This window comes from Pseudomonas sp. Q1-7 (assembly GCF_028010285.1).
Lineage (GTDB): Bacteria > Pseudomonadota > Gammaproteobacteria > Pseudomonadales > Pseudomonadaceae > Metapseudomonas.
Map to the genome: position 1 here is coordinate 746647 of NZ_CP116304.1, position 21457 is coordinate 768103.

18 protein-coding genes and 3 pseudogenes are annotated in these 21457 nt (G+C 59.3%); 8 read left to right on the forward strand and 13 right to left on the reverse strand.

What is annotated here, in order from left to right; genetic code table 11:
* Positions 1-26 precede the first annotated feature (26 nt).
* Positions 27-782, reverse strand: coding sequence for a substrate-binding periplasmic protein (locus tag PJW05_RS03330; protein ID WP_108240843.1), 756 nt, complete (start codon positions 780-782; stop codon positions 27-29).
* A gap of 648 nt (positions 783-1430) precedes the next feature.
* Here PJW05_RS03330 and PJW05_RS03335 point away from each other — a divergent pair.
* Positions 1431-1895 (forward strand): GNAT family N-acetyltransferase, encoded by a 465-nt coding sequence (locus PJW05_RS03335; protein ID WP_240431971.1) that lies wholly within the window; start codon positions 1431-1433, stop codon positions 1893-1895.
* Between the two features lie 361 nt (positions 1896-2256).
* Here PJW05_RS03335 and PJW05_RS26670 read toward each other — a convergent pair.
* From PJW05_RS26670 to PJW05_RS03355, 5 genes and pseudogenes are all read right to left on the reverse strand, one after another.
* Positions 2257-2346: pseudogene (locus tag PJW05_RS26670) on the reverse strand (hypothetical protein); the annotation flags it as partial.
* 175 nt (positions 2347-2521) lie between these two features.
* A complete protein-coding gene (locus tag PJW05_RS03340) occupies positions 2522-2950 on the reverse strand; it encodes a TetR family transcriptional regulator (protein ID WP_108240844.1) in 429 nt (142 codons plus the stop codon).
* Positions 2947-4851, reverse strand: a complete 1905-nt coding sequence (locus PJW05_RS03345; protein WP_108240845.1) for an integrase — start codon at positions 4849-4851, stop codon at positions 2947-2949. Before PJW05_RS03345 ends, PJW05_RS03340 begins: the two co-directional genes overlap by 4 nt.
* A complete protein-coding gene (locus PJW05_RS03350) occupies positions 4848-6527 on the reverse strand; it encodes a hypothetical protein (protein ID WP_108240846.1) in 1680 nt (559 codons plus the stop codon). The genes PJW05_RS03345 and PJW05_RS03350 overlap by 4 nt, the downstream gene beginning before the upstream one ends.
* A complete protein-coding gene (locus PJW05_RS03355; protein WP_108240940.1) occupies positions 6527-7675 on the reverse strand; it encodes a tyrosine-type recombinase/integrase in 1149 nt (382 codons plus the stop codon). The genes PJW05_RS03350 and PJW05_RS03355 overlap by 1 nt, the downstream gene beginning before the upstream one ends.
* A 163-nt stretch (positions 7676-7838) precedes the next feature.
* On the opposite strand from PJW05_RS03355, the pseudogene PJW05_RS03360 reads away from it, so the two are divergent.
* Both PJW05_RS03360 and PJW05_RS03365 read left to right on the forward strand, forming a co-directional pair.
* Positions 7839-8213 (forward strand): annotated as a pseudogene (locus PJW05_RS03360) (CBS domain-containing protein); the annotation flags it as partial.
* A gap of 119 nt (positions 8214-8332) precedes the next feature.
* On the forward strand, positions 8333-9193 hold the full coding sequence (locus PJW05_RS03365; protein WP_108240848.1) for a LysR family transcriptional regulator: 861 nt from the start codon (positions 8333-8335) through the stop codon (positions 9191-9193).
* A 78-nt stretch (positions 9194-9271) separates the two neighbouring features.
* On the opposite strand, the gene PJW05_RS03370 is transcribed toward PJW05_RS03365, so the two are convergent.
* From PJW05_RS03370 to PJW05_RS03390, 5 genes are all read right to left on the reverse strand, one after another.
* Entirely contained in the window at positions 9272-9745 is a 474-nt protein-coding gene (locus PJW05_RS03370; RefSeq protein ID WP_108240849.1) for a hypothetical protein, read from the reverse strand.
* A 385-nt stretch (positions 9746-10130) separates the two neighbouring features.
* The gene (locus PJW05_RS03375; RefSeq protein WP_031690335.1) at positions 10131-11039 is read right to left on the reverse strand and encodes a LysR family transcriptional regulator; all 909 of its coding nucleotides are present in this window, start codon (positions 11037-11039) and stop codon (positions 10131-10133) included.
* 40 nt (positions 11040-11079) lie between these two features.
* On the reverse strand, positions 11080-11649 hold the full coding sequence (locus PJW05_RS03380) for a DUF924 family protein (protein WP_031690336.1): 570 nt from the start codon (positions 11647-11649) through the stop codon (positions 11080-11082).
* On the reverse strand, positions 11646-11909 hold the full coding sequence (locus PJW05_RS03385; RefSeq protein WP_031690337.1) for a hypothetical protein: 264 nt from the start codon (positions 11907-11909) through the stop codon (positions 11646-11648). The genes PJW05_RS03380 and PJW05_RS03385 overlap by 4 nt, the downstream gene beginning before the upstream one ends.
* 161 nt (positions 11910-12070) lie before the next feature.
* Positions 12071-12844 carry an SDR family oxidoreductase gene (locus tag PJW05_RS03390; protein ID WP_031690338.1) on the reverse strand — a complete coding sequence of 258 codons (774 nt, stop codon included), beginning with the start codon at positions 12842-12844 and terminating at the stop codon, positions 12071-12073.
* Positions 12845-13118: 274 nt separating this feature from the next.
* Between PJW05_RS03390 and PJW05_RS03395 the strand changes: the two genes are divergently transcribed.
* The 5 genes from PJW05_RS03395 to PJW05_RS03415 all read left to right on the forward strand — a co-directional run bounded on the left by PJW05_RS03395 (position 13119) and on the right by PJW05_RS03415 (position 20915).
* Positions 13119-14003 carry a helix-turn-helix transcriptional regulator gene (locus tag PJW05_RS03395; RefSeq protein WP_108240850.1) on the forward strand — a complete coding sequence of 295 codons (885 nt, stop codon included), beginning with the start codon at positions 13119-13121 and terminating at the stop codon, positions 14001-14003.
* Positions 14004-14075: 72 nt separating this feature from the next.
* The gene (locus PJW05_RS03400) at positions 14076-15656 is read left to right on the forward strand and encodes a type I restriction-modification system subunit M (RefSeq protein ID WP_108240851.1); all 1581 of its coding nucleotides are present in this window, start codon (positions 14076-14078) and stop codon (positions 15654-15656) included.
* Positions 15653-16654, forward strand: a complete 1002-nt coding sequence (locus PJW05_RS03405) for a virulence RhuM family protein (protein ID WP_108240852.1) — start codon at positions 15653-15655, stop codon at positions 16652-16654. Before PJW05_RS03400 ends, PJW05_RS03405 begins: the two co-directional genes overlap by 4 nt.
* Complete coding sequence (locus tag PJW05_RS03410; RefSeq protein ID WP_108240853.1) at positions 16651-17886, forward strand: restriction endonuclease subunit S; 1236 nt, start codon at positions 16651-16653, stop codon at positions 17884-17886. The genes PJW05_RS03405 and PJW05_RS03410 overlap by 4 nt, the downstream gene beginning before the upstream one ends.
* A complete protein-coding gene (locus PJW05_RS03415) occupies positions 17883-20915 on the forward strand; it encodes a type I restriction endonuclease subunit R (protein WP_108240854.1) in 3033 nt (1010 codons plus the stop codon). Before PJW05_RS03410 ends, PJW05_RS03415 begins: the two co-directional genes overlap by 4 nt.
* A 70-nt stretch (positions 20916-20985) precedes the next feature.
* On the opposite strand, the gene PJW05_RS03420 is transcribed toward PJW05_RS03415, so the two are convergent.
* Together PJW05_RS03420 and PJW05_RS03425 are read right to left on the reverse strand one after the other, a co-directional pair.
* Positions 20986-21330, reverse strand: a complete 345-nt coding sequence (locus tag PJW05_RS03420; protein WP_108240855.1) for a FolB domain-containing protein — start codon at positions 21328-21330, stop codon at positions 20986-20988.
* A 22-nt stretch (positions 21331-21352) separates the two neighbouring features.
* Positions 21353-21421 (reverse strand): annotated as a pseudogene (locus PJW05_RS03425) (GTP cyclohydrolase I FolE); the annotation flags it as partial.
* Between the last annotated feature and the right edge of the window lie 36 nt (positions 21422-21457).

Here is a 21457-nt window from a genome sequence, read left to right on the forward strand (position 1 = left end):
TCGGCCAGGACTTTTCCGGAGTTTCCTTAGAGATAGCTGTTGAGGATCTCGTCGACGTAGCCTTCCGCGCGCATCTGGTCCAAAGCGCCCTGCAGTTTCTGCACGATCTCATCCGGCACGTCGCGGTTCAACGCCAAGTAAAGCTCTGACTGATTGAAGCGCAGTACAGTCTTCAGGCCCTCTACGCCTTCCTGCTTGGCCAGGTAGCGGCCGGCCGGGTCGCCAGTGGCCCAGAGGTCGATCTGGCCCTTCTCCAGCTTTCGGGCATTTTCCTGGTCGCGCAGGGCGGTGATCGGCTCCAGCTTCTGTTGTACTAGGTACTCGGCGGTGGCGTCGCCCTTGTAGGCTCCCACCTTGTATTTGCGCGCCTCGTCTAGGTTTGAGAGGGCAATTGAGCTGTCAGCGCGGGCCAGCATCACCCAGTCATCCACACCAATAGGGCCGACCCACTTGAAGGACTGCTCGCGCTCGGGCAGCCGCGCGGTGACGAAGACACCGTAGTCCGGCTTCTCCAGCGCCAGCTTGTAGATGCGGTCCCAGGGGAAGCGCAGAGTCAGGCTGTACTTGACCCCGGCGCGCTTGAACATCTCGCGGACGATGTCGACGGCGATGCCATCGATGTTGTCTTCCTGGGCGAAATTCTTCCCGTTGATCGCCATGTTGTAGGGCGGGTAGTTCTCCGTCAGCAGGACCACACTGTAGTTTTCATCAACCCCGGCGCGGGCGATTCCGGCGACCAGCAGCAGGGGGGCAGCTAGGGCTAGCAGCAAGCATTTTTGCATGGACGACTACCTTGCACAGTGGAAAGGAAACAGGCTGGGCGTTACGGGCGTCATTCGCGCTTGATAGGCACTTAGGACTTGGATGTTGGTCGTGTAGATGGTTTGTTCAATGAGCACGCGATTGCCAGCGCTAACGAGCACGCGCATGAGAAGGTCGAACGCTTGCAGTGAGCCTGGCGTAACAATGACGTTTTCTGGTTCGCGGCTAGCTCCTTTGCTCTGCATTAGCCGATTAACCTGAGCTTTCATTTCCGGGACTCCATCTGTCTCACAATGCTGCAGCCAAGCTCGGCTGTTACGGAATGCTCGTAACCTCATCTCGCGCTAGTCGCTTACGATGTTAGGCTTACGCTGGCTGGCAGATGGCTACCTACGACATGAAGGCCATGTTTTTCGATCTACACTCCTTGCGTAAAGCAATTTAAAGTTGCTACTTGATGACTTTTGAGAACAGGCATATGCAGCAATACGCATAGGGCTATGGGGTGCATTGAGTAGTATCGCCGAGCGCCTCCGAAGGTCGTTTCTGGCACGAAATTAGACGTGCTCGATGCTCTGCTTCGGCCAATCTTTAGGTCAGCGATGTTCCATGTAACATTGCGAGCCTCGTGTACTGGATACGATGTCCATGTCCTCAGGAGGTCTGGTTTGCAACTTGTGACAACCATTCGACGGGCGACTGTGGCGGACGTCGACGCCATCACCGCGCTGGTCAGCGAAGCCTACACGCCTTACATTGCCAGGATCGGCAAGAAGCCAGCTCCGATGCTTGATGACTATCGGCAAGTCATCGCCGACGCGGATGTCTACGTCGTCCTGCACGACTCGGTATTGGTCGGGGTAGTGGTGATGTGCAAGGAAGACAATGAGATGCTGCTGGTCAATGTCGCCGTTCTGCCACGCTGCAAAGGTCAAGGCATCGGGAAAATGCTGATGACGTTCTGCGAGGATTACACGCAGCGCGCCGGATGTACTGCGGTTCGGCTCTACACCCATGAGCAGATGACCGAAAACATCGAGATCTACAAAAAGCTGGGATACCTGGAAGCCCATCGAGCGATGGAAAACGGTTTCGCCCGAGTCTTCATGCGCAAGGCGATTCCGGTGGTTTGACCCTTTCTGTTACCCGGCTTTCCCGGTGGGCCGGCAACGGTACCCCGTCGCAAAATGCATAATTAACGTCTTGATTGTAAGTCCAGGCGAGTATTGGTGGGGTGTCCAGTGGCGCTTCTGGCTGAAAACGGAACTACCCGCCAATAGAAAGGGCCGGCAAGCATTGCTTACCGGCCCTTTCGTTTACTCCTGAACGCCCCCATTCCCTGGGGGCGATGGTCTTGCCCGCCCTGCTAGAGCCACCCTCAGATGGCTGGCGCCGCTGCCTCCCCAGGCAGCGGCCTTGCACCGTATCGGTGCATCCGTTTCAACATTCAGTGAAAAAGTTTCAATGTTTGCTGAAAAACTACGGGACCCGGACTCAATCCCAGCTCAGCGCACCGCAGGTCTGGTATTCAATGACGCGAGTTTCGAAGAAGTTCTTCTCTTTCTTTAGGTCCATGATCTCGGACCCTGGGAAGTGTGCCCGGGTATTCTTTTGGGCTTAGGCTTTCACTGATCCCTCAATATGCAGGACGAAGGACTGGTCACACCGACACGCGGAGCCGACTCTCTAGCTACCCTGTCAGCGGTGATCGAAGACGCTATTCCTCAGCTGGGTGCAATTGCGCACCAAGCAATTCGACCTATCCATGCGGCTTCCTTGAAGCCAGTTCGACGACTTTGCGGTCGTTCATCTTCTCCTTCAGAACACGGTTATCTTCCAACAGCACCTCATTGATGGAGGCGAGATTGGCGACCTTCGCTCGCAGCTCCTCGATTTCCTTACGGTAGCCAGCGGATTTTTTGCGCTCGGCAAGCAAGTCTTGGTGCTTCACATCTCGCATGGCGCGACTGGAGCGTCCCTGAACCTGGCGGATAGCTTCGGCAATGCTTGGGTAGTAGTTGTGGATCAGTGCCGTCGATACGCCCGCTTCGCGGGCGACTGCGGCGATGGTAACCTTCGTTTCCCCTGTTTTGGCACGGCCTTTCTGGATACGGAGGAGGGCGAACTTCAGATCCTTCTCCCGATCCTCGGCTGGTTTGTAGTTGGCCGCCTTTTCCTTGGGTTTCATGCGATCAGGATCTCCGGGTCGATGCCCAACTGGGTCAGTACGTCACGGCAGCGCTTCAGATCGCGCTCAACGCGCTGGCGGCCGCCCTCGCCAATATCCGAGCAGTGCAGCAGCTCTTTCAGATCCTCGTAGAGCCGTTTGTAAAAGGGCGTGTGGGGGCGTCCGATAACGGCATTGTTGCAGCCGTTGCCGCAGCGGGTGCGCTCAAGGGTATTACCGATGCAGCCGCCATCGTCCGCTGTACACCAGGCATGGCCATTGCTGCGAATCGCGGTGCTCTCGGCAATGGACTTCAGCATCGAGGCGTGATCTTTGAAGATCAGCAGGTTCTGCGGTTCCCGCTGCCACTGCTTGAACGCACGGCCATAGCCGCCAGCCAGGCGGGCGTCACCCAGCCAGCTATCGACGACGTCGAGCTTGATGTCGTCCAGCTCGGCCTGAATCTCGTCGTACAACTCGAGGTCCAGGTGCTGTCCCCAGCTGTCATCCATGGCATAACTCAAGGTCATGTCCAGCGACCAATGCGCGTAATGCTCCTTCAGATAGCGCAGGTCACCGAAGCGGCTGTGTGCGGCGTAGTTGGCGAACTTGCGGCGAAACTGGTGGCTGGCGAGATTCCAGCTCAGCCCACACCCCTTGGCGAATGCCCTGAGGTTGTTGTTCCAAGCATTATTGGAAAGCGTGTGTATCTGATTGCCCTCATTCCGACATACGCCCAGAAAGAGCGCATGACGGTGCTTTTGCGCCTCGGCAATCTGCGGATCATGCGGGTTGGCACGGCGGCGCTGCACAATCTCGGCGGCGATCATGGCCTGGTAGGGTGCGGCCCAACGTTCCATCAGGCGCAGAGCGCGCACGGCTGCCTCGGGGATCATCCAGTCATGCGCACCTGCATCGGTCTTCTCCGATCGTGAGCTCATCCAGTGGTAGATGCTGCCCTCATCGTCCTGAGTGCGATGGTGCGCACCCGCCTGCAAGTTGGCCAGTTCGTGGTTGCGACAGCCGGAGGTGCTGGCCAGAATGATGTAGCAGGCCGTGCGCAGGTTGATGAGCGCCTTGTGGAATAGCTTCAGACCGCCCTCCCACCCAAGGGCGTCCAGGTGGCGGTTCTTGGCATTAGTGAGAGCCACATTACTTTGCCCCATTCGCAGTTCCTTTCGCTGAGCCGTCAGGGCATCCAGTGCATCGCGCTGGTCAAGCAGATGCTGGCCGCATTCAACCTGCTGGTAAGCGCGCTGGAAAAGAATGCAGAACGCCTCATCGGGGATTAGCGGAGTCTGGCTGCCTTGAGCGCCGCGACCGGTGAGCCCCGCCATCGCCATCGCGGAAGTATCGAGCCAGGGATGCTGTCGTATCGGGTCGTCGGTGTACTGGCTCAGTTCATGAAGCGCTTCGATGGCACCGAATCGAACTTGCAACGCACGCGGCGATAGCGGTTTACCCTTGTTTCGGTGGGTTTGCCGGTGCGCTTTGCAGGCATCTACATAGGCCTTGCAGATCTGGGGTGTCGCCGCACCCAAGTGGTCAAGTTTGAGCGCTTCCAGGTGGCGTAGAAATGGCCTCGCATTAGAGAAACATTGATGCAGCGCGACGCCTTTAGGCCGCTTCGCCCCAAGACGTCCACGCCGTAGGTAGCGGTACAGCATCGCCTTCATCACCGCCCGAAACGCGGGCGGCACAGTGCCGAAGTCTAGCCGTTTACCGCTGGCCTTCACGTTGCTGGTGAAGCCCTCGAGGTGCCAGATGTCGTCACCGTAGCGGCTGCGGATGACCCACTGCCCATCGACCTGAATAGCGCTGATGATCAGGGCGTCGCGTTCAGACTCGGGGAGCCCACGCACATCGCCCGGCTGGGCTGCAAGAGGTGCCCAGAGGAGCGTCGCCAGGGGGGTGTCGCTCATGCAAAGACCTCCAGACTGTCGATCAGATCAACCGACCAGAACGGATGCGGCTGGGTACGAGCGCGCTCACGGGCGGCTTCCACGGCTGCGGCCTTGAAGGTTCCCTGTCGCAGCCCCTCGGCAACGATGTAGTGGTCGATCAAGCGGGGGATGTGGGCGTACTCCCGCGCCCAGCGCCGTTTGTCCATGCGCGAGCGCTCGGCCAGCACTCGAAAGTAGAAGCTGAACAGTTTGTACAGATCCTCAGCAGTTACCGCGTAGTGCTTGCAGCGCACGCAGTTCATGAAGTTCATGCAAGTTGCGCCCTCGAGCTTCGGGGCGTATTGGCCGTGCTCCTGGTCGGCGCAGTGGCCCAAAGGGGTGTCCTTGTGGGTCGCACCGATGGTCTGGGTCAGCAACTCCTGCACCAGTATCTCGCCCATGAACCTCCAGTTGCGACGGGCATCCTCGCCGGGCGCCACGTAGTGTTGGTCGGCCACTTGCAGGGTATTGCCAAGGGCCGCGGCGGTGGTCGCCAGGTCGCCGTCGGTCAGCTCGAAGATGCGATTAGCGAAGGTCTTGCGCAGGCGCGAGACATTGATGCGCAGTGGCTGTCCGTCGCTGTCAGTAAGGCCATGCTCGGCTACGAGACGGATTGACGCTTGAAGTAACATTGCTGCACTCAACGCTGTGACTTGACCGGCAGCCGTGCCGTGGCGATTGCGATACAGCCACACACGGCCTCTGAGGTCGTCCGGGGCTTCAACATCCAGAGGCTCGGTCAGTGCCATCACACGGCGGATGAGGCGTTCCACGTTGGTTCGCACGCTCGGTGTAGACTCCAGAACGCGCCCGGTGTCTGAGTTGGCGCGCAGCGCCACTTTGCTGCTGGTGTAGCCGCGCCGCTTCCACAGCACCAGGAACACGGTGTTGTCCTTGGGGTGCGGGCGCAGGCAGTTGCGGCCCATTTCCAGCAGTGGCGTGGCATTGCGTCCGGTATGCAGCGCCACGACCAGCAGGGCGAAGGCCAGCAGATCGCCGGTCACAGGCACATCGTCGGCCCAGATCGGCTTGATGGCCTGCCTGAGCGCCACGGCGAATGCTTGCCGCTCGCGCTTGGACAGCGCCGTCTCTCCCTTGGCCTTGGACTTGCTGTTCGGGAAGGGATTGGTCGGGAAGGTGGCCGCATCGCCGGAGGTGACTAGGGGGATCAGCCCACGCCGTCCCAAGGCGAGCAGCACGGGCTTGGTTTTCGAGTATTGGCTTCTTTGACTGTTGGTCTCCAAGCCCAGCCCGGCCAGATGGGTGAGATAACCGTCGATCAGGTCCCGATTCACATCGGCCAGGGCCAGGTCACGTTCCAAAGCCGTCGCCCGCAATACGCAGCAGTCGAGGAAATGGCGCAGCCCACCTGTGCAGTAGCAAGCTACGGTGGTGGTCGTGACGGTGTCGTCCTGGCCGGCGAGGAAGCGCTCGATCTGGCGTTGGCAGGCGTAGGTGATGGGGTCGATGCCGGCGCCGTACCAACGGGAAAAGTCGAAACTCCGACTGTTTGACGTGTTACGCCCGAACTTGACCGTGGTGTTCGTCGGCGGAATGGCCTCAGGCAGAATGACCACATTGCCAGTTGCGTCGAGTCTGTGCTCGATTAGCGGGACGCTGAGGTCGGTCTTGGCAAATACCTTGCGCTTACCCATTAGGCCGCCTCCGCCAGGGCGTTCAACTCGTCGTCATAGGCCAACACCGCCTGGTCGGCCATTTCGTTGACCAGATGCAGGTACACCATGGTCGTCTGAATCGAGCTGTGGCCGAGTTGCCGCTGAACGAATACCAGAGGATCCAGCCCGCTCTCAGGGTTGCGTTGAAGGCTGACGAGCATCTGGGTGGCGTAGGTATGTCGGAGCATGTGCGTATGGACCTTGATTCCAGCGCGCTTACCAGTCTCACTGATGATCCGGTTGAGGCTCTTGCCGTCCTCGCTATAGGGTTCCCCGAACTGGTTGAGGAACAGCGGCCTTTGCGGGGCCTCGCTCAGCGAGGCACGTTCGCCTCGCACCTTCGTCACATAGCGATAGAGTTCGGCCATGAACTTGCGGCTGACGCGGATGTCTCGCGGCTTGCTGCCCTTGGTCGCCATGCCGCTCCCGTCGAACGGATCGAGGTGAAGGAGGTGGTTCCGCTCGGTTCCTCCCTTCTTGTCGGGGTCGAAGACATAGGCCAGCGGGAACGTGGCGATTTCCTCGCGGCGCAGGCCCGTATGGAGCGTCAGACGCATCATCATCCGGTGATGGGGGTTCTCCACTGCAGCCAGGAGCGCCTTGACCTCGGCCATGCTCAGGTACTTGGGCAGGACCTTGGGTTTACGCGGCATCACATCGTTCGCCATGGCCTTGCCGCCGCTGGCATCGGTATGCGCAAGGAAACCTGTTTGGCGCCTCACGGTGCGTTCTTCATAGGTGAAGGGCAGGCGCCTCACCCACCCCTGCTCTAGTGCGAATTCGTAGAACTCGCAGATGTAATGCAGGCGCTGGTAGGTGGTGTTCGATGCCAGTTCGCATGAGTCCAGGCAGTAGTCCCGATAGGCAGCCACAAGGGACTTGGCCTCGCCTCGATCAACGTCGTGCCAGTCTAGGTCATGGGCCTGGATGAAGCTAAAGAAGTCGTACAGAGCGCGTCCTGTGCTGGGCCAGGATCGCTTGGAGCGAATGGCTCCGCGAAGCAGGTAGTGACGAAAAAATTGATTGGCTGGTATGCAACTCTCCATTGAGTCCCAAAGCAGAATAGGGAACTCCGGATAGGGTTGCCCAGCGATCACCAAATCCTCAGTAGCCCAGACAAGCTCCATCTGCTGTCCCCTGCATTGACCAGTCATCCCATCCCTTTTTCTGCTGTCGCAGAAATAGGGCCATTAGATCGCCCCTCAAGCACCACCTCAGGAACAAAGAGCTCGTCAGGGACGATTTCTTAATAGAACAGGAATCTAACCTTTGTAAAGTACCAGATCGTCGCCCGAAACCCCGGTGGAGCAAGGGCTGCACCTACTCACCCGGCATCACTTGAAAGCGTTGCCCATCCTCGATGAAGAACGCCGGCTCGTCGGCATCGTCAGCTTGATCGATCTGGTCGGCGCCTCGCCGCCGACGCGTTCGACGAGCCTGCTCGACTTGTTGGGCTGGCGCCGGGACCGGGTCCTCGGACAGCTGATGAGTAGCCCAGTCAGTACCGTGGATGCGGACACCCATGCAGTGGAACTTATCCCGTTACTCTCCGATCACGGCCTACACTGTCTGCCAGTGCTGGAACAAGGGGAACTGGTCGGGGTGATCACGCAAACGGATCTGGTCGCAGCCCTGCACCGTGACCTGCTGGCTCATCTGGGCTGATCGACTGCCTTGGCGCCGAAGCGGACCGAGCCGGCGCCGAATTTCACATCTGTCATTCAAAAGGAGGCTTTCGGACGCGGTTGAACCCGGCTTCAATCACTTCCCCGCTTGTCGTACCGATGGACATTGACCTTACTCGTACCTTCCTGGAAATCGTTCGTTACGGCAGTTTCGTCTCTGCTGCCGAACATCTGCACCTGACTCAGACGGCCATCACCGCGCGTATCCAGAAACTGGAGAGCCAGCTCAGCAGCACACTGTTCGTCCGCAACCGGGCGGGCGCAAGATTGACCGCCGATGGCGAGGCGTTCGTTCCATACGCCAACCAGATCGTCCAGACCTGGGAGGCTGCGCAACGCGACCTGCCGTTGCCGGACGGGTATCACAATATCCTGCACATCGGCGGTGAGGTGAGCCTCTGTAACCCGTTGATGCTGCGCTGGGTGAGTCGCATTCGAGAAACCATAGGCGACCACGCGGTGCGTGCTGAAATCGGTGATGGCCAGGCCCTGTTGCGTCAGCTGGAGCTCGGTGCGCTGGATGCGGTGCTGGTTTACCAGCCGAACTACTGGCCAGGCATGCAGGTGGAGCAGTTGCTGGAGGAGAAGCTGATCCTGGTGCGGGCGAAGAACCCGGAGCCCTATGTCTACATCGACTGGGGCGAGGGATTTCGTCGTCAACACGACAGAGCCTTACCCGAGCGGGCCAAGGCAGCGGTTTCCTTCAACCTTGGGCCGCTGGCGCTGCAGTACATCCTGGAGAACGGCGGCTCCGGCTACTTCCGTACGCGAGTGGTGCAGAGCTACCTCGACAAGAAGGTGTTAAAGCGGGTTCCCAAGGCGCCGGAGTTCAGCTATCCGACCTACCTGGTGTATTCCCGGAATCGCGATTCGACGACGCTGCAACAGGCGCTTGCACTGCTCCGCGATGTAGTCAGTCAGGATACCGACTGGTCCCAGCGTTGGGATCCGATGATCTAGCGATGGCTGCTCGGATGCCTGCGCTTGCAAAATCAGAGCGGCCGGAACACTACTCCTCTAACACAGGCACATGGGTAGTCACTGCCGCCAGTAATACCCCGAGCACTCGTGCTGAAGTGCGTCTGGAAAGTCCCAATTCCTGACGAGGAAGCGCTCGGAACCTTCCATCGCGCAATCGATGTGCACACGGTTCAGTGCAGGCATGTGGGCTGCAATCAAAATTGATTCTACGAGACGGACGTCCTGAGGCAGGAGCTTCTGGTTGCCGTCTGGGATGCCAAGCGCGATAGACAGGTTGGCGTGGTACCAAAATCGCCCTTTCAGGTGTTCTCCCAGACGATCCCGAAAGGACCGCCCACTCTCCGCTTCTTTCGTTTCGCCGATGTACAGCAGGACGTCAGGGCCATAAACGGGATGGCGGCCATAGATGCAATAGAACCCGTTTCCGTCCATTCCGCGGGTACTGGGAGGTATGTATATCTGCCTTTTCGCGTCATATAGGAGCTTGGTCCGTTCGGCCCAGTAGATATCGACAATGGACAACTCGGTCATCGGGCCCTCTCGGTAGACAGCAGCTGCATGGCTGCGAGTTGGTCACCGACGAGGCGTTTCAACCATCTTTGAGCAGGCTGAACCACAGCTGAAAGACTCCTGCTGTTTGCAATATGGAAAGCGTCCAAATACCGTGGATCGACTTCCTCGACTACATCAAGCGTTCGCAAGCGATTTCTGGCTGACGATGCCTTCTGAGCAAGGCGTAAACCAAGGTCGAGAACATTGATAGCTGCTTTCTGCATGAGTTTGCATTGCCAGTCAGCCTGTGGTGTTGCTCCGACGGCCGAGCGGCCCTTGTCAGGCTCGATGATCGGGCTGGCTGGTTGGGATTGCTGACGCGTGTCGGAGCAAGAAGCGGCAAGACCATTGCCAGGTCCGTTCCTCATGCTTGCAGATGCGGCTTCATCAGCTCCTCGAACCAGTCCATGAACACTGCCAGCCGCCGTGAACGCTGGCGCCGGTGTGGATAGAGTAGCGACACCGGCATTGGCGCTGCGCAGTGTGCGGGCATGACCTCCACCAGTTTTCCCATGTCGAGCAGGTGTTGCACGTCGAAGCGAGGTATCTGGATCAGTCCCAAACCCGCGAGGCAGCAAGCGATGTAGTTCTCGGCGTTGTTCGTCACCACCTGGCTGGGCACGGGCACACTGTGTTCGATACCGTCGTCGGAGAGATAGTCCCACGGCATCTCGCGTCCGGTGGTGGGCGATGCGTAACCCACCATCCAGTGCCCGCAGCAGAGGTCGCTAGGCTGTTCAGGCATGCCCTGCGCCTGCAGGTAGGCGAGGCTGGCGCAGTTGATCAGTCCGACTTTTCCCAGCGGCCGAACGGCAAGAGAGTTGCTCTGCAACGCGCCGACACGCACCACACAATCGACGCCCTCCCGCACCAAATCAACGGCGCGATCGCTGGACCCCAGGATGAGCCGCAGCCGGGGGTGCTGCCGCAACAGTGTCGGAAGTGCCGGTGCGATCAGCCTGCGCGCAATGCGGCTGGGCACATCGACCCGCAATTGGCCTGATACCTGGCGCTGGCTGGCTTGGAACATCGTGTCAATGTTTTCCACGTCGGCCAGCAACGGGCGCACGTGCTCGAGTAGTTGCACGCCATCGGCGGTCAAATGCACCTGGCGCGTGGTCCGGTGCAGCAGGCGGGTGCCCACCTGCGTTTCCAGTTGCTGGATGCCCGCCGACACTGAGGCGCGCGGCAGCTCCAGTGCATGCGCCGCTTTGATGAAGCTGCCCATCTCCGCGACCTGAGCGAAGATGCGGTACTGATCGAATCTGTCCATCGTCCTCCTCAAGGCGCTGGCGTGGCTTGCCGCGTCCGGTTCAGCCGGCAAACCCTCCCTGGTCCAGGAATGCCTGCTCCGCCGCCGTGGTAGAGCGCCCCAGCAGGATGTTGCGATGTGGAAACCGGCCGAACCGTTCGACGATCGCCTGGTGGCCCAGCGCATGATCCAGCCAGGGCTGGCCTAGGCGGCGGTTGAGCATGACCGACAGTCGCTGGTCGGCCGGGTCTTCCGAATGTGCGAACGGCAGATAGAAGAATAGCCGCAATGCGGGATCGACCTGAGCATCCAGTCCCGCATTCACGGCCGCCCGCGCCACGTTTCTGGCGAGGAAATCCGTTGCATACATGTGCGCTGTTCCCCGAAACGCATTGCGCGGGAACTGGTCCAGCAGAACCAGCAGGGCAAGCGCGCCTTCGGCGGTGCTGGACCAATGGTTCAGCTCGCCTGCGGCGGCACGGTGGTGCGCACGCAGGAATCGCGCCCGAAATCGACGATCGAAGTCCGGGGCGTGGCTGAACCAGTCTCGCTGGGCGGCCGACCACCACTGAACCACCTGCGATGCCGTCGTGGCCTCCGTGGCCGCTGCCGAATTCGGTCTAGGTGTCATCCCTGCTTCCAGATCACCAGGCCGGCCAGCGCCGCCGGCACCAGAAAGACGAGCAGCAGGATCGGCAGCTCCTCGCGTACGGTGTAACCGGCATGAATGACGCCAACCCAGAGGTTGGCAATTGAGAGCGCCAGCCATACTGGGATGAAGGCCTTTGCCGACAGGGCCAAAGCAGCCGCGTCACCACCCCATAATTTGCCAAACAGCAGGAATACGCCCAACAGCACCGTGCCTCCCGCAATGACCAACAGCATGTGCATGTTCGATGCTCCTTTAGCGTCAGTAGTCGAGGTGCTGCCTGCACTGGGCAGGCCGTGAGTGCGCTCGGCCTCAGAGGTTCAGGTTCCGATGCAGGCAAGGCCGCAAGCCTCCTGCTCCCAGTTTGAAGAGCATGGGAGCAGGAGGCAGTGTGCGGCAGCGACTACTTCGTCGTGTAACCTCCGTTGATCAGGATGGTCTGGCCGGTAATCCACCAGCCGTCGCTGACCAGATGACGAATGAAGGGCACGACGTCCTCGATGTCGGTCAGACCGGTCTTGCTAAACGGGGAAAGCGCTGCGGCCGTCTTGTGGTAGGCCACCGCATCGGCACCCTCGGCCGGGTAGAAGAAAGGCGTGTCCATCGGGCCCGGCCCGACCGCCGTCACCGAAATTCCTCGCGCGCCGAACTCCTTGGCTGCTGCACGAGTGAAGTGCTCCACCGGCGCCTTGGTGCCGGCATACGAGGCATAGAACGGGGTGAAGGCGCCGAGCAGCGAGGTTACCAGGGTCAGCACCTTACCGTTGTCATTGACGTGCTTGCCGGCTTCCTTGAGGAAAAAGAACGCGCTCTTGGCGTTGACCGCCGACATCTCATCGTACTCGGCCTCGCTGATCTCGATCATCGGCTTCTTCAGCACCTTGCCCACAGTGTTGATCGCGATGTCGGGCCGGCCCACGGCGGCGATGGCGTCGGCGAACAGCTTCTCGACGGCCCCAGCCGTGGTGAGGTCGGCCTGGAGCGCCACCGCTTGCGCTCCAGTCGCCTTGATGGCCGCGACCGTGGCGTCCGCATCGGCCCGGCTGGCCGCGCTGTTGTAGTGGATCGCCACTGCCTTGGCGCCGTGCTGGGCCAAGTCGCGGGCGATCAGGCCACCGAGATTCTTGGCGCCGCCAGTGATGAGGGCGACTTTGCCATTGATGGAATGGTCTGCCATGGGGGGCTCCTTTGCGAATGGGTGCACCCTCAGTTTAGGCAGAGGACGATCGGAGATAATCCGCCCGACTCTGGATAGATCATCCAGAAAATCAACCCAATCGACATCAACTGAATCTTGGGGGGGGCGAGGGGTGAGCATGGCGGCACGCGATAGTGCTTTCAGGCTATTTCGGATCAAAATGATCTTCAAGTTTTCTTTTTGTGATTTTTATTTGCCGGTACTTTGATCGCCGTTTATCGTGTGCGCTGTTCTGTTCAAGACTGGCCAAGCCATGACCATTGAGGCTCTCTCGCAATTGACCCAGGCCCAGCGCGACCGCCTGGCTTACCTCGAATTGCGTCTGCGGTTTGTCGGCGAGATCGGGCGTCAGGACCTGATTCAGCGTTTCGGCATTCAAACGGCTGCCGCCACCCGCGACCTCACCACCTATCGTGAGCTCGCCGGCAACAATCTGGCCTATGACCGCAGCAGCAAGATCTATACGCCGACCAAGGAGTTTCGCCCGCTCTTCACCTTTTCTGCTGACCGAGTGCTGGCCTGGTTGGCCGAGGGCTTTGGCGATGGCGAGCCTGCAAGCAGTGCGCCGGGGATTTCCTGCGTAACGCCAGGACGCCTGACCCAGCCTGACCTGGAAACCCTGGGTGTGGTAACCCGCGCCATCTATCACCGCTGTCCTCTGCGAGTGGACTACTACTCCCTGGGCAGCGGTAAGACCCAGCGGGAGATCGTGCCCTTCGCGCTGATCGATACGGGCTTGCGCTGGCACGTGCGCGGCTACGACCGCAGGCGCGAGGCATTTCGAGACTTCGTGATCACCCGCATCAGGCGGCCAAAGCTACTAAAGGAGTCTCCTGTCGCCGAACACGAACGCCCTGAACAGGACGTTCAGTGGAGCCGGATACTGGAGGTCGAACTGGTGCCTCACCCGGATCAACCGCACCCCGAAATCACCATCATGGATTACGGCATGAGCGACGGGGTGCTGCGCCTGCGCCTGCGCGGTGCCACTGCTGGCTACGTGCTGCGCAAGTGGAGCATCGACTGCTCGCCGGATCACCGATTGCGTGACCCGGAGTACCGCCTCTGGCTGAAAGATCCGCTGCTGCTCTACGGCGTGGAAACGGCGGTGCTGGCGCCCGGCTACCGAGCGGCCTGAGCGAACGATTACATACCCGCCGTGATGCGTTAGGCATCCGGCGACACGAAAACTGAGAGTGATTACCGCCCCATGAGCAATACCAGAGATCTTGAACGCGCCGAACTGCACAAAACCATCTGGCGCATCGCCAACGACCTGCGTGGCAGCGTCGATGGCTGGGACTTCAAGACCTACGTTCTTGGCATGCTGTTCTACCGCTTTATCTCGGAGAACCTGACCAACTACCTCAACGAACAGGAGCGCCGCGCGGGCAGTGCGGATTTTGACTACATCGATTTGGCAGACGCCCACGCTATCGTGGGCCGTTACGAAACGGTTCAGGAAAAGGGCTTCTACATCCTGCCTTCGCAACTGTTCGCCAATGTGCGCAAGCGCGCCCGCCATGACCCGAACCTCAACGAAACCCTGTCGAAAGTGTTCAAGGACATCGAGGCCTCGGCGTTGGGCGCTGGTAGTGAGGACGACTTCAAGGGGCTGTTCGATGACCTGGACGTCAACAGCAGCAAGCTCGGCCCCACCGTGGCCAAGCGCAACGAAAAACTGGTCAAGCTGCTCGACGCCATCGGCGATCTGCCGCTGGGCAACAGCTCGGGCAATTTTGCCGACAACAGCATCGACCTGTTCGGCGACGCCTACGAATACCTGATGCAGATGTATGCCTCCACCGCCGGCAAGTCCGGTGGCGAGTTCTACACCCCGCAGGAGGTCTCCGAACTGCTGGCCCGCATCACGGTGGTAGGCAAGAAGGAGGTCAACAAGGTTTATGACCCAGCCTGCGGCTCCGGCTCGCTGTTGCTCAGCTTCTCCAAGGTGCTGGGGCACAACAAGGTGCGTCAGGGCTTCTACGGCCAGGAAATCAACCTCACCACCTACAACCTGTGCCGGATCAACATGTTCCTGCACAACGTGAACTACGAGAAGTTCAACATCGCCCACGGCGACACCCTGACCGACCCGGCGCACTGGGACGACGAGCCTTTCGAGGCCATCGTCTCCAACCCGCCCTACTCGATCAAATGGGAGGGCGATGCCAACCCGCTGCTGATCAACGACCCGCGCTTCGCTCCGGCCGGCGTGCTCGCGCCCAAGAGCAAGGCCGACCTGGCATTCACCCTGCACATCCTCAGCTGGCTGGCGGTCAACGGTACGGCTGCCATTGTCGAGTTCCCCGGCGTGCTCTATCGCGGCGGTGCGGAAGCCAAGATTCGCAAGTACCTGATCGACAACAACTACGTCGATGCCGTCATCCAGTTGCCGCCGGATCTGTTCTTCGGCACCACCATCGCCACCTGCATCATCGTGCTGAAGAAGTCCAAGCACGACAACGCCACGCTGTTCATCGACGCCTCCAGCCTGTTTGTGCGCAGCGGCAACAAGAACAAGCTGCTGCTCGATCACCAGCGGAAAATCCTCGACGCATTCACCGCTCGCCAGAACATCGACCATTTCGCTCGCATGGTGGAGAACGGCGACATCGCCGCCAACGGCTACAACATCGCCGTCTCCAGCTATGTCGAGCAGGCCGACACCAGCGAAGCGGTGGATATTCGTGAGCTCAACGAGAAAATCAGCGGCATCGTTGCCCGGCAGACGGAGCTGCGAAAGCAGATCGATGCCATCGTTGCGGATCTGGAAGGAGCCCTGGCATGAGCGAGCAACCAGCAGGGGAAATCATTCTTTACCAACGTGGCGATGCAACCGCCATCGATGTGCGGCTAGACGGCGATACGGTCTGGCTGACCCAGGAGCAGATGGCGGAGCTGTTCGGCAAGGCCAAGTCGACCATCAACGAGCACATCAAGAACGTCTTCGAGGAAGGCGAGCTGGTGCCGGAGCAGGTGATGAGAAAAATCGGGATTTCCGAATTTTCTACCAAGCCGACCAACTTCTATAACCTCGACGTCATCATCTCGGTCGGTTACCGGGTCAAGTCGCAGCAGGGCACGCGCTTTCGCATCTGGGCCACCGAGCGCCTGCGTGAATACCTGGTCAAGGGCTTCACCATGGATGACGCGCGCCTGAAGAATCTGGGCGGCGGCAGCTACTGGAAAGAGCTGCTGGATCGCATCCGCGACATTCGTTCCAGCGAGAAGGTGCTCTACCGTCAGGTGCTCGACCTGTACGCCACCAGCCTGGATTACGACCCCAAGGCCGAAGCCAGCGTGGTGTTCTTCAAGGCCGTACAGAACAAGCTGCATTACGCGGCCCACGGTCAGACGGCGGCGGAAGTGGTCAGGCAACGTGCCGATGCCGGTAAGCCCTTCATGGGGCTGTTGTCCTTCAGCGGCAAGCAGCCCACCAAGGCCGAAGTCAGCAACGCCAAGAACTACCTCAACGCCGACGAGCTTAAACGCCTGAATACGCTGGTCTCGGCCTATTTCGACGCCGCCGAGTTCCGTGCCATGAACCATGAGCCGACCTATATGAAGGACTGGCTCGCGCACCTGGAGCAACTGATCCTGGCCATGGGCGGCAAGGCCCTGGAAGGTGCCGGTAAAGTCAGCCATCAGCAGGCCATTGCTCACGCCGAATCGGAGTACGCCAAGTTCCGTGCCCAGTTGGCCGAGCAGCCGAGCGAGGTGGAAGCGGCCTATCTGGAAACCGTAAAGACGGTGCAGAAGAAAATCACCGGGAAGAAAAAGCCATGAGCCGGATCGATGCGCTGATCGCTGAGCTTTGTCCGGAGGGCGTGGAGTTCCTGGAGCTCCAGGAGCTTTTTGACACGAAGAATGGCTATACACCCTCGACGACCAATAAGTCCTACTGGACTGAGGGAACCGTACCCTGGTTCCGAATGGAAGACATCCGTGAAAACGGTCGAATCTTGGGTGAGTCGCTCCAGCAAATCACCGAAGAGGCAGTGAAAGGTGGGAGGCTCTTTCCTGCCGACTCCATCATCATCGCGACCTCAGCTACCATTGGTGAGCATGCGCTCATCACTGTTCCACATCTCTCGAACCAAAGGTTCACTTCGCTCGCGCTGAAGCCTGAACTCTCTTCTCTCCTGGACATGAAGTTTGCTTTTTACTACTGCTTCGTACTCAGTGAGTGGTGTCGCAACAACACGACGACATCGAGTTTTGCATCGGTCGAAATGAATGGGTTCAAGAGATTTCGGTTTCCGGTACCGCCGCTCGAAATTCAACGCGAGATCGTAAAAGTTCTTGACGCTTTCACGGAGCTGGAGGCGGAGCTGGAGGCGGAGCTGGAGGCGGAGCTGGAGGCGCGTCGCGGCCAGTACCAGTACTACCGCGACGCCTTGCTCGCTTTCAGCGATCAGGATATTCGCTGGGCCGCGATGGCCGAGGTCGGCGAGTTCTTCCGAGGTCGCCGCTTCACCAAGGCTGACTATGTGGATGCCGGCGTGCCGTGCGTTCACTATGGCGACATCTACACGCAGTACGGCACCGCCACCGAGACAACCGTTTCACACGTGCGCACCGATATGGCGCCGACGCTCCGCTTTGCGCAGCCTGGCGATTTGATAATCGCTGGCGTGGGCGAGACGGTTGAGGATGTAGGTAAAGCCGTGGCGTGGCTCGGCAGTGGCGAGGTGGCGATTCATGACGACTGCTTTGCCTTTCGGCATTCGCTGAACCCACGGTTCGTTTCCTATTACTTCCAGACCACGGCGTTTCACGCTGAGAAGAACAAATTTGTCGCCCGAGCCAAGGTGAAGCGCTTGTCCTCAGAGAGCCTGGCCAAGCTGACCATCCCTGTTCCCTCGCTTGAGGAGCAGGCACGCATCGTCGCCATCCTCGACAAGTTCGATGCGCTGGTAAATGACATCTCCGTCGGCCTGCCCGCCGAGATTGTCGCTCGCCGCCAGCAGTACGCGTATTACCGCGACCGTTTGCTCACCTTCAAGGAAGCCCTATGAGCATCGAGATCCAGCCCTACCGCTACGAGGCCATTGCCCTGTCCAACGAGAGCACGGTGGTTGCCGAGTTTGTGCCCGAGGGGGTCAAGGAAACCGGCTACCAGAGCGAGGCAGCGCTGGAGCAAGCCCTTATCGAGCAATTGCAGCGGCAGGCCTACGAGTACCTGCCGATCAGCTCGGAGACCGAGCTGGTTGCCAACCTGCGGGCCCGGCTGGAGCAGCTCAACAAGACGGTGTTTTCCGATGCCGAGTGGCAGAAGTTTTTCACTACGAGCATTGCGGGTGCCAATGACGGCATTCTGGAAAAAACCGCGCGCCTGCAGGAAGACCACGTTCAGGTCCTGAAGCGCGATGACGGCAGCAGCAAGAACATCTACCTGATCGACAAGGCCAATATCCACAACAACGTCTTGCAGGTGATCAATCAGTACGAAACGCCAACCGGCGAGCAGGGCGGTAAGCACGCCACGCGCTTCGATGTGACGGTACTGGTCAACGGCCTGCCGATGGTGCATATCGAGCTCAAGCGCCGTGGCGTGGACATTCGCGAAGCCTTCAACCAGATCAACCGCTACCAGCGCGACAGCTTCTGGGCGGGCTGCGGTTTGTTCGAGTACGTGCAGCTGTTCGTGATCAGCAATGGCACGCTGACCAAGTACTACAGCAACACCGTGCGCGACGGCCACTTGAAGGAGCAGTCCGGCAAGCGCAGCAAAAGCAAAACCTCCAACAGCTTTTCCTTCACCAGTTGGTGGGCCGACGCGCGCAACCAGCCCATCACCGAGCTGGTGGGCTTTACCAAGACTTTCTTCGCCAAGCATTCGCTGCTGAACGTGCTCACCAAGTACTGCGTGTTCGATGTGGATCGCAAGCTGCTGGTGATGCGGCCCTACCAGATCGTGGCCGCCGAGCGCATCCTGCAACGTATTGCCACCTCAACCAATCACCGCCAGCTGGGCACCGTGGCGGCGGGTGGCTACATCTGGCACACCACGGGCTCGGGCAAGACGCTGACCAGCTTCAAGGCCGCCCAGCTCGCCCGTGGCCTGCCGGACATCGACAAGGTGCTGTTCGTGGTCGATCGCAAGGATCTGGACTACCAGACCATGCGCGAATACGAGCGCTTCGAGAAAGGTGCGGCCAACTCCAATACCTCCACCGCGGTGCTGCAGAAGCAGCTGGAAGACCAGAACGCGCGGATCATCATCACCACCATTCAGAAGCTCTCGCGCTTCGTGGCCAAGAATAAGAAGCACCCGGTGTACGACGCGCATGTGGTGGTGATTTTCGACGAGTGTCACCGCAGCCAGTTCGGTGATATGCACGGTGAAATCACCCGCGTGTTCAAGCGCTACCATCTGTTCGGTTTCACCGGCACGCCGATTTTCGCGAAGAACTCGGGAAGCGGCGGCAACCCGTTGCGCCGCACCACCGAGCAGGCCTTTGGCGACAAGCTGCATACCTACACCATCGTCGATGCGATCAACGACAAGAACGTGCTGCCGTTTCGCATCGACTACATCAATACCCTCAAGATGCAGGCGCGGATCAAGGACAAGCAGGTTTCGGCCATCGACACGGAGCGCGCCCTGCTGGCGCCGGAGCGCATCAGCCAGATCGTCGGTTATATCCGCGAGCATTTTGATCAGAAGACCAAGCGCGCCAGCACCTATCGCCATGACGGCAAGCGGGTGGCAGGCTTCAACTCGCTGTTTGCCTGTGCCTCAATTGATGCGGCCAAGCGTTACTACGCCGAATTTGCCGCGCAGCAGCAGGCACTGCCCGAGGCCCAGCGGCTCAAGGTTGGGCTGATCTACAGCTTTGCCGCCAACGAGGACGACGAAGACGGCCTGCTTGGCGAGGAGGAGTTCGAGGCCGAGGGGCTGGATCAAAGCTCGCGGGATTTTCTGGATGCCGCGATCAAGGATTACAACGCGCTGTTCGCCACCAGCTTCGACACATCGGCGGACAAGTTCCAGAACTACTACAAGGATCTGTCGCAGCGCTTGAAGAAGCGCGAGCTGGACCTGGTCATCGTGGTCAACATGTTCCTGACCGGCTTCGACGCCACCACGCTGAACACGCTGTGGGTGGACAAGAACCTCAAGGCGCATGGCCTGATCCAGGCGTATTCGCGCACCAACCGTATCCTCAACTCGGTGAAGACCTACGGCAACATCGTCTCCTTCCGCAACCTGGAGCAGGAAACCAACGATGCGCTGGCCCTGTTCGGCAACAAGGACGCCAAGGGTATCGTGCTGCTGAAGCCTTACGCCGAGTATTACGCTGAATACCAAGCCCGAGTCGGCGAGCTGCTAGACAAATTCCCGCTGGGGCAGGCCATCGTCGGCGAAGCGGCGCAGAAATCCTTCATCAAGCTGTTTGGCTCGATCCTGCGGCTGAAAAACATCCTGACGGCCTTCGACGATTTTGCCGGGCACGAGATTCTCAGTGAGCGCCAGTTCCAGGATTACCAGAGCATTTATCTCAACCTGTATGCCGAGTTCCGGGCGACATCGGCGGCGGAGAAGGAGTCGATCAACGACGACGTGGTCTTCGAGATCGAGCTCATCAAGCAGGTGGAAATCAACGTCGACTACATCCTGCTGCTGGTCGAGCAGTACCTGAAGAAAAAAGGCTCGGGCGAAGACAAGGAAATCCGCGCCACCATCGAGCGCGCCATCAATGCCAGCCCCAGCCTGCGCAACAAGAAGGATCTCATCGTTCAGTTCGTGGAGTCGGTGAACACCAGGGCCAAGGTGGACGCGCAGTGGCAGAGCTTCATGGCGGCCAAGAAGACCGAGGAGCTGGAGCGCATCATCATGGAGGAAAACCTCAACGCCGAGGCGGCGCGCGAGTTCGTTGAACAAGCGTTCCGTGATGGCTCAATCCCCACGGCCGGCACGGCTATCACCAAGATTCTGCCGCCGGTATCGCGGTTCTCCCAGGGCAACGGGCATGCGGTCAAGAAGCAGACAGTGCTGGGCAAGCTGGCGTTGTTCTTCGAGCGCTATTTCGGGTTGGTTTGAGGCTCGAGATAAAAATGCCCTCTCGGAAACAGGTGGATTCGGGTATTCCCGATTACATGGGCCCGCCATGCTACGAGGTCAGCGGTAGGGGCCAATGGGTCGTTGGTGCCGTCGGATGCGGTTTATCCACCTCTATTTTTGCAAAACACACAGGGATGTATTCCATCACTAGATCTAAGATTTCCTGAATCAAACGCTCAAGCAATGTGAAGCGGTTATTCTCGACAAATTGGATAACAGCCTTGCTGATTGTGCGGTAGTTTAGTGCGTAGTTAATGTTATTATCTCGCGCTGCATCTGTTGCTCTGTACAGAATGCTTAAGTTAATCAGTATGTTCTGTTTGTTTCTTATCTCCTCTTCTTTGGTGCCAATGTAAGTGCGTAGGTGGAGATCTTTAATTCGAATTCTGGCTATCCTGGGGCCAGTTCAGTCATGCTTAATTACTCCGTCCAATAAGCTGTAAAAATTCCTGGCGAGTGTTGCTCGATTCTCGGAAGGTCCCTAGGGATGGTCTGAAGTAGTCAGGTATTTCTGGCTGACT

What these genes read in the sequence shown, in the direction of transcription:
- PJW05_RS03375 (WP_031690335.1), bottom strand. Translation starts at nt 11,039, where the DNA reads ATGGACAGATTCGATCAGTACCGCATCTTCGCTCAGGTCGCGGAGATG.
- PJW05_RS03370 (WP_108240849.1), bottom strand. Translation starts at nt 9,745, where the DNA reads ATGACCGAGTTGTCCATTGTCGATATCTACTGGGCCGAACGGACCAAG.
- PJW05_RS03380 (WP_031690336.1), bottom strand. Translation starts at nt 11,649, where the DNA reads ATGACACCTAGACCGAATTCGGCAGCGGCCACGGAGGCCACGACGGCA.
- PJW05_RS03365 (WP_108240848.1), top strand. Translation starts at nt 8,333, where the DNA reads ATGGACATTGACCTTACTCGTACCTTCCTGGAAATCGTTCGTTACGGC.
- PJW05_RS03415 (WP_108240854.1), top strand. Translation starts at nt 17,883, where the DNA reads ATGAGCATCGAGATCCAGCCCTACCGCTACGAGGCCATTGCCCTGTCC.
- PJW05_RS03405 (WP_108240852.1), top strand. Translation starts at nt 15,653, where the DNA reads ATGAGCGAGCAACCAGCAGGGGAAATCATTCTTTACCAACGTGGCGAT.
- PJW05_RS03385 (WP_031690337.1), bottom strand. Translation starts at nt 11,909, where the DNA reads ATGCACATGCTGTTGGTCATTGCGGGAGGCACGGTGCTGTTGGGCGTA.
- PJW05_RS03390 (WP_031690338.1), bottom strand. Translation starts at nt 12,844, where the DNA reads ATGGCAGACCATTCCATCAATGGCAAAGTCGCCCTCATCACTGGCGGC.
- PJW05_RS03395 (WP_108240850.1), top strand. Translation starts at nt 13,119, where the DNA reads ATGACCATTGAGGCTCTCTCGCAATTGACCCAGGCCCAGCGCGACCGC.
- PJW05_RS03400 (WP_108240851.1), top strand. Translation starts at nt 14,076, where the DNA reads ATGAGCAATACCAGAGATCTTGAACGCGCCGAACTGCACAAAACCATC.
- PJW05_RS03410 (WP_108240853.1), top strand. Translation starts at nt 16,651, where the DNA reads ATGAGCCGGATCGATGCGCTGATCGCTGAGCTTTGTCCGGAGGGCGTG.
- PJW05_RS03345 (WP_108240845.1), bottom strand. Translation starts at nt 4,851, where the DNA reads ATGAGCGACACCCCCCTGGCGACGCTCCTCTGGGCACCTCTTGCAGCC.
- PJW05_RS03340 (WP_108240844.1), bottom strand. Translation starts at nt 2,950, where the DNA reads ATGAAACCCAAGGAAAAGGCGGCCAACTACAAACCAGCCGAGGATCGG.
- PJW05_RS03355 (WP_108240940.1), bottom strand. Translation starts at nt 7,675, where the DNA reads ATGGAGCTTGTCTGGGCTACTGAGGATTTGGTGATCGCTGGGCAACCC.
- PJW05_RS03330 (WP_108240843.1), bottom strand. Translation starts at nt 782, where the DNA reads ATGCAAAAATGCTTGCTGCTAGCCCTAGCTGCCCCCCTGCTGCTGGTC.
- PJW05_RS03350 (WP_108240846.1), bottom strand. Translation starts at nt 6,527, where the DNA reads ATGGGTAAGCGCAAGGTATTTGCCAAGACCGACCTCAGCGTCCCGCTA.